This window comes from Pseudarthrobacter sp. HLT1-7 (assembly GCF_059383435.1).
In genome coordinates this window covers 1-6,012 of sequence record NZ_JBWZCH010000033.1, presented here as the reverse complement: position 1 = coordinate 6,012, position 6,012 = coordinate 1, and the positions used below count along the sequence as shown (strand labels likewise).

At 66.8% G+C, this 6,012-nt stretch carries 6 protein-coding genes; all 6 read right to left on the bottom strand.

What is annotated here, in order from left to right:
* Window positions 1–207 precede the first annotated feature (207 nt).
* The 6 genes from AC50X6_RS18620 to AC50X6_RS18595 all read right to left on the bottom strand — a co-directional run bounded on the left by AC50X6_RS18620 (window position 208) and on the right by AC50X6_RS18595 (window position 5,761).
* Complete coding sequence (locus AC50X6_RS18620; RefSeq protein ID WP_494967619.1) at window positions 208–1,269, bottom strand: NAD-dependent epimerase/dehydratase family protein; 1,062 nt, start codon at window positions 1,267–1,269, stop codon at window positions 208–210.
* A complete protein-coding gene (locus AC50X6_RS18615) occupies window positions 1,266–2,147 on the bottom strand; it encodes an MTAP family purine nucleoside phosphorylase (protein ID WP_494967618.1) in 882 nt (293 codons plus the stop codon). The genes AC50X6_RS18620 and AC50X6_RS18615 overlap by 4 nt, the downstream gene beginning before the upstream one ends.
* 50 nt (window positions 2,148–2,197) lie before the next feature.
* The gene (locus tag AC50X6_RS18610) at window positions 2,198–3,598 is read right to left on the bottom strand and encodes a glycosyltransferase family 87 protein (RefSeq protein ID WP_494967617.1); all 1,401 of its coding nucleotides are present in this window, start codon (window positions 3,596–3,598) and stop codon (window positions 2,198–2,200) included.
* A gap of 65 nt (window positions 3,599–3,663) precedes the next feature.
* On the bottom strand, window positions 3,664–4,347 hold the full coding sequence (locus AC50X6_RS18605) for a class I SAM-dependent methyltransferase (RefSeq protein ID WP_494967616.1): 684 nt from the start codon (window positions 4,345–4,347) through the stop codon (window positions 3,664–3,666).
* A gap of 20 nt (window positions 4,348–4,367) precedes the next feature.
* Complete coding sequence (locus tag AC50X6_RS18600; RefSeq protein ID WP_494967615.1) at window positions 4,368–5,048, bottom strand: TIGR04282 family arsenosugar biosynthesis glycosyltransferase; 681 nt, start codon at window positions 5,046–5,048, stop codon at window positions 4,368–4,370.
* Window positions 5,049–5,053: 5 nt separating this feature from the next.
* On the bottom strand, window positions 5,054–5,761 hold the full coding sequence (locus tag AC50X6_RS18595; protein WP_494967620.1) for a glycosyltransferase family 2 protein: 708 nt from the start codon (window positions 5,759–5,761) through the stop codon (window positions 5,054–5,056).
* Window positions 5,762–6,012: the final 251 nt, after the last annotated feature.

The following is a 6,012-nucleotide window of genomic DNA, read 5'->3' as shown; positions in this document are numbered from 1 at the left end:
TCCGACACCGCCGCCGGCCTGCTGAACAAAACCTTCAAGACCGACGCCGTGAAAGCCGACATGCTCGTCGGCATCGCCAAAATCACCGTCAACACCAAATAACACCCCCCGCAACAGCGGCGCCCGACGCGCCGCCTGAAGCGCCGGCAGGACACAGCAGGAAGCCACGGACCTTGGGGGTCCGTGGCTTTCCTGTTAGCCCCGGGGTTAGCTATTTTCGCCCCGCAGGGGGGCGGCGGCGAATTCCCGCATGCCTTCGTCAAAGCCCACGGCAGGGGCCCAGCCCAGTTCAGCTCTGATCAGCCCCGAGGACGCGGTTACGTGGCGCACGTCCCCGAGCCGGTACTCGCCGGTCACCACCGGGGCCGGACCGGCGCAGAAAGTACTCAGCGCCGTGGCCACGTCACCGATGGTACGGACCTCGTCCGCTCCGACGTTGTAGGCGCGGAAGTCTGGTGCCCTGGGGCCGGCCAGCGACTCGGCAGCGGCAATATTTGCCGCTGCGACGTCCCGGACATGGATGAAGCTGCGGCGCTGGGCGCCATCCTCGAAGACCCTGGGAGCCTCGCCGCGGGCCAACGCTGAACGGAACAGTGACGCGACTCCGGCGTAGGGCGTATTCTTCGGCATTCTGGGGCCGTAGACATTGTGATAGCGCAGGGCGACTGCCGAGCCGCCGGTGCTTCGGGCCCACGAAGCGGCAAGATGCTCCTGGCTCAGTTTCGATGCGGCATAGACGTTGCGCGGATCCAGCGGTGCATCCTCGGTGACCATCGCGGGGATAAGGACGGCCCCGGTCTCGGGGTTTCGGGGATCGTAAAGGCCGGCCCGCAGGTCAGCCTCGTCGCGGGGTCCGGGCCTGACGGGACGCCCTGTTTGGGCGTCGGCGTAGGCACCCTCGCCGTAGACCACCATGGACGAGGCCAGGACCAGCCTGGTGTTGCCGTGCCGTTCCATCGCAGCCAGCAGGACGGCGGTGGCGTAATCGTTGTTGCGGATATAGTCCGGCGCGTCCGCGAAGCTCACGCCGAGCCCCACCTTCGCGCTTTGGTGGCAGACGATGTCGATCCCGCGCAGCGCGGAATCGACCGTGTCCGGGTCGGCTACATCGCCGACCAGGAGTTCAACCCGCGGGTCGAACACGGGCGGCCGGGGATGAAGACCGGGGTCCAGCGAGTCCAGCACCCGCACCGTCCATCCCCTGGCGAGGGCGGCCTCGACAATATGGGAACCGATGAACCCGGCGCCGCCCGTGATGAGAAGTTTCATCGGCCGGTCACCGCTTCCTTGACTGCGGGGAGCGCCATGATCCGGCGCACCGCTTCCTGGTCCATCAGCGGACGGGGGGAGTAGTCATCGCCGATTGCCGCTACGGTCGCTTTGAGCACGGCCAGGACATTGCCCTGGGCATTCTTCAGCCGGGCGAAGACAGCGTCGGCCGTGACCGGATCCGAGCCGTCGTGCCCGGTGTCGGAATCGGTGATGAACGCCAGGTTGGCAAAGCCCATGTTCAGCTCGGCGGCCAGAACGGGTTCCGGGTACTGGGTCATGCTGATGATGTCGGCGCCGCCGCTGACGTACCAGGCCGACTCGGCCCTGGTGGAAAAGCGTGGTCCGTTGATCACCACCACCGTTCCCTGTGGAACGTAGGACAGGTCGTGGGCCGCAAGCGCGGATGCCAGCTGCGACCGCAGCGCCGGGCAAAACGGTTCCGAGGCCGGCAGGTGCTGGACACCGGCCGCGGAGACGCCGTCGGCCGAGGTGCCGTCGAAGAACGTGTCGGCCCGTCCCCAACTGCGGTCAATCAGCTGGTCCGTCACCACGAACGTCCCGGGCCCGAAGCCTTCCCGCAGGCCTCCCACTGCCGAGGATGACAGCACCGCCTCAATGCCGAGGCTCTTGAGCGCCCAAAGGTTGGCCCGGTAGTTGATCTTTTGCGGCGGAAGCGAGTGGTTCCCGCCGTGGCGGGGGAGGAACGCCACCGTGCGCCCGGCTACGTCTGCCAGCGTCACAGGCCCCGACGGCGGCCCGTACGGCGTGTCGACGTCGATCGTGGCCCTGACAGTTGCTCCGGGGAGCCGGTACGTGCCGGAGCCGCCGATGATGCCGATGCGCGCCTGCGGCGTGCCGGTAGATGATGTGTCCATGATGCAATCCTGCCATTCGGGGGAGTTTGTGGTGGACGGATGGGTGCCGGTCACTGGGCTGAATCCACCCTGTCCGGCACGTCGGAGTTGAGGCCGGCGACGGCGGCCTGCCTGACTTCGGCGCGGCGCCGCCACCAGATACCGGCCGCGATGGCGGTTGCGGCCAGGAGGAGGGCCGTCTGGTTGAGCGGAAGACTGAACGGGTCCTCGGTGGGGACCAGGTAGAGGAAGTCCAGGGCAAGGAGCACACCGACGTATTCCCATCGCCGGCTCAGGATAATGAACGGCAGGAGCATCAGCGCGTACCAGGGGTAGGTGGGACTCACAATCAGCAGCGTCAGCCCGATCATGACCGTCTGCTGCTCCCAGATATTCCCCGCGCGGGTCCGCCGCAGCACGGCGAGCGCGACGACGGCCAGGGCCGCTGCGCTGAGTACCGGCGGCCAGGGGCCGGTAGAGACGAGTTGGGCGAGCCCGAAACGGCTGCCGCCGCTCTGGCTGTAGTTCTCCTCCTTGAGGTAGCCGGGCAGGAAGCCCAGGACGCCGACGCCGGCAGCGGCCACATAGGGCACGTAGAGGAGGGCGAAGGTCCCCAGTGCCGCGGCGATGAACCGGGCCGGGCGCCGGAACAACAACGCAGGGGCCGCAATGACCGGAATGAGTTTGGTGGCCACTGCGGCACCGAACGCCGCTCCGGAGCGCAGCGGCTTGCCGCCGGCCAGCAGCATTCCGGCGGCCAGGATCAGGGCGCCGCCCAGCAGATCGACGTGGGCGTTGTTCACGGCTTCAAGCTGCACGAATGGGCTCCACCCCCAGACTGCGGCCAGATGCAGTGGCAGGCCGCGTTGGGCGAGGACGCGGAGGAGCATCAGCCCGACGGCCAGGCTGATGAGCAGTCCGCCCAGCTGGAACGGGAGGTAACCGACCCAGTCCGGGACGGCGGCGCGCACGCCGAGGAAGTAGATTTCGGACGTGGGCGGATAGATGGTGGGAACGTGCGGCCGGTTGATGGCCGTGCACAGCGGGTTCCCGGACGGATAGCCGGAGGCCGCAACGGATTCCGTCCCAAACAGGTCCTTGGCGCAGACCGTCCCGCCGTCGTCGCCCGAATCGCCGGGCACGAACAGCCAATCCGGCCTGAGGCCGCTCAGGGTCTCATCCACGGGTACATGCGAATAGGGCGAGATTCCGGCCTTTTGAACGATCCCGTCCCAGGCATAGCGGGCAGAGTCGTTGCTGGTCCGGGGTGGTGCGCTCACTGCAACGACGCCCAGCAGCACGGTTCCGGCGATGATCACGGCACCGACCCGGCGCCGGGGCACGTCGCGTAGGAGCCTGACCGCGCCGATCAGCACGATCCACGACATGCAGGTTCCGAGAATAGGGGCGGACTCGATCGGGTTTCCCGGGAGTACCATCCACCACAGCAACCCGGCACTCAGAAGGAACATGCAGGGCAGAATAACGAACAGCCTGAGCCTTGTGCCGGATGCGCGGGTTGATGGGGTGGTGATGCTCACCCGGGAAACCTGCCGGGTTCCGGAGCGGGCGTGAGGCGGCAGAAGACGCGGCCCTGAAGGCGTTGAATGGAGGCAATGGTCCACCCGCTGCGCAGCGCCCGGGACAAGAGACCTGCGGTGCCCGTTCGTGCCCAGTTAAAAGGCTCGCTTTGGTTCCCATCGGCGTCCTCCAGCACGGCGGAATAGACGGTGTCCATGTCCTCGTCGGCTTCGACCTCGACCAGCAGGGTCCCGCCAGGAGCGACGAGTTGACGGCATCGCCGCAGCAGGGACGTAATGCTTCCGCCGATGCCGATGTTGCCGTCGAGCAAGATGACGGACTGCCAATGACCGGCCTGGGGTACCGGGGAGAAAACCGATTGTTCGAGTGCGCGGGCACCGCGGCCGCGCGCCCGGCTGACCGCCTCTGCGCTGATATCGATGCCCAGGGCCGCCAGTCCCATCCGCTGGGCAGCAGCCAGCAACCTGCCCGGGCCGCAGCCGACGTCGAGCACTGGCCCCTTAAGGCCCTGCAGCAGTGAGCGCTCCAGCAGACTGGCGTCCTCGCACCAACTGCGTACATCGAAGGCCACAGGGGCTGCGTTGTGGTGCTCGCTGTCCGGCCGTAACGTCAGGGTGCCGGATCCGTCGGCAAGCGCCCGCGCATAGGGTTCACGGTGGCCCTGACCGAAATGGGCCACAGAAGCCACGCCGGCGGCCGTCATCGCGTCACCCCGGCCGTGGGGTGTGAGCCCAGTCCCACGACCGCCGCTTCATTCACCGCGCGGGCGAAATCGGTGCCGGGAATTTCGCCGGCGATCTTGAGTGCATCGCTAAAGTGGTCCATGTCCCGCAGTTCGGGAAGCATTCCCACATTAAGGCCGGCGGCGGAGAGGCGGGCGAGCTGCTGGGCTCCGGTGGTGTCCGTGGACATCGGCACTCCCCGGATCAGTGCTCCGTCAGGCCGGCGCAGCGCGAGGGCCCAGAAACCGCCATCCGTTGCCGGTCCCAGCCACGCATCGTGAACTGCCGCGTGCGGGGGCCAATCATTGAGCAGCGGCGCCAGATGGTCCGCTGAAAATTGTGGGGTATCCATGCCGATGATCAGCAGCGGGCCCGTGGCCGCATCGCAGATGGCAGCCAGCCGTTCGTCCAGCCCGCCCGAAGCCTGCTGCACAACGGTGAAATGAGCCGCGTCCTGGGCGGCCGGCGTTCCGTCCATGACCAGGAGTCTTTTGCTGACCGGGAGGAGCCGCACCGTGGCCAGGGTGCGGCTGAGACTCAGCTGTGCCAGGGCAGCGGCTCCTTCCGGTGTGAGCGGAGGGCTGAGCCGGGTCTTGACCTTTCCCGGCATGCACTGCTTGGCAATGACTGCCACTGTCAGATCGATGTCGTTGCTCATATACATTATTCGTTGCCGGCGCTGTCTCGGACCGGTCCGGAACCCGTGGACGCAGCTGCCGCTTTGAGCTGCGCCGACATGTCGCGCACCGCTGTGAGCGTTCCGCGGAGGGTTCCGGTCACCTTCGATTTGCCGGTCCGGGGAGCGTACGGCACGGGGATTTCGATGATCCGCCAGCCGCGCAGACTGGCCTTGAGGAACATCTCCAGCGGGTATCCGCTGCGGCGGTCCTCCAAGCCGAGGGACAACAGCTCAAGGCGGCGCCCTGCCCGCATCGGTCCGAGATCCGTCACCCGTTCACCAGTCAGGCGTCGTAGCCTCCACGCCAACACCACATTGGCGATGCGGGCGTGGAAGGGCCACGCACCAGGCTCAGGCTGGCGGCTCCCCAACACCAGATCCGCGCTGCCGTCCAAGATGGGCGCGAAAAGCTCGGGCAGTTGCGCCGGGTCCAGCGAACCGTCACAGTCACAGAAAGCCACGAATTCTGCGGTGGCTGCGAGCAGGCCTGCATGGGCGGCTGCCCCGAAACCCCGCCGTTCCTCCCGGACCACAACCGCTCCGAGAGTGGCTGCGAGCTCGGCCGATCCATCCGTGGAGCCGTTGTCGACCACAATGGCCCGGTATCCCTCGGGAATGCGGGACAGAACCCATGGCAGGGCGCCTCTTTCGTTCAAGCACGGCAGAACAACATCAACCATGGCTTCGCTCATTTCAGTCACCTTTCAAGGCTACGGCTGTCCCGGGAGTGCTGAGACCGCAAATCCATACGGTATGCGCACGGAAAAGTGCCGCGGACCCTCCGGTGGAGGAACCGCGGCACTTCCTGCCGGTGCTTCGGGCGCCGCTGTTGCGGGGGGTGTTATTTGGTGTTGACGGTGATTTTGGCGATGCCGACGAGCATGTCGGCTTTCACGGCGTCGGTCTTGAAGGTTTTGTTCAGCAGGCCGGCGGCGGTGTCGGA

Coding starts and splice junctions, on each gene's coding strand:
- AC50X6_RS18620 (WP_494967619.1), bottom strand. CDS start 1,269: ATGAAACTTCTCATCACGGGCGGCGCCGGGTTCATCGGTTCCCATATT.
- AC50X6_RS18615 (WP_494967618.1), bottom strand. CDS start 2,147: ATGGACACATCATCTACCGGCACGCCGCAGGCGCGCATCGGCATCATC.
- AC50X6_RS18610 (WP_494967617.1), bottom strand. CDS start 3,598: ATGTTCCTTCTGAGTGCCGGGTTGCTGTGGTGGATGGTACTCCCGGGA.
- AC50X6_RS18600 (WP_494967615.1), bottom strand. CDS start 5,048: ATGAGCAACGACATCGATCTGACAGTGGCAGTCATTGCCAAGCAGTGC.
- AC50X6_RS18595 (WP_494967620.1), bottom strand. CDS start 5,761: ATGAGCGAAGCCATGGTTGATGTTGTTCTGCCGTGCTTGAACGAAAGA.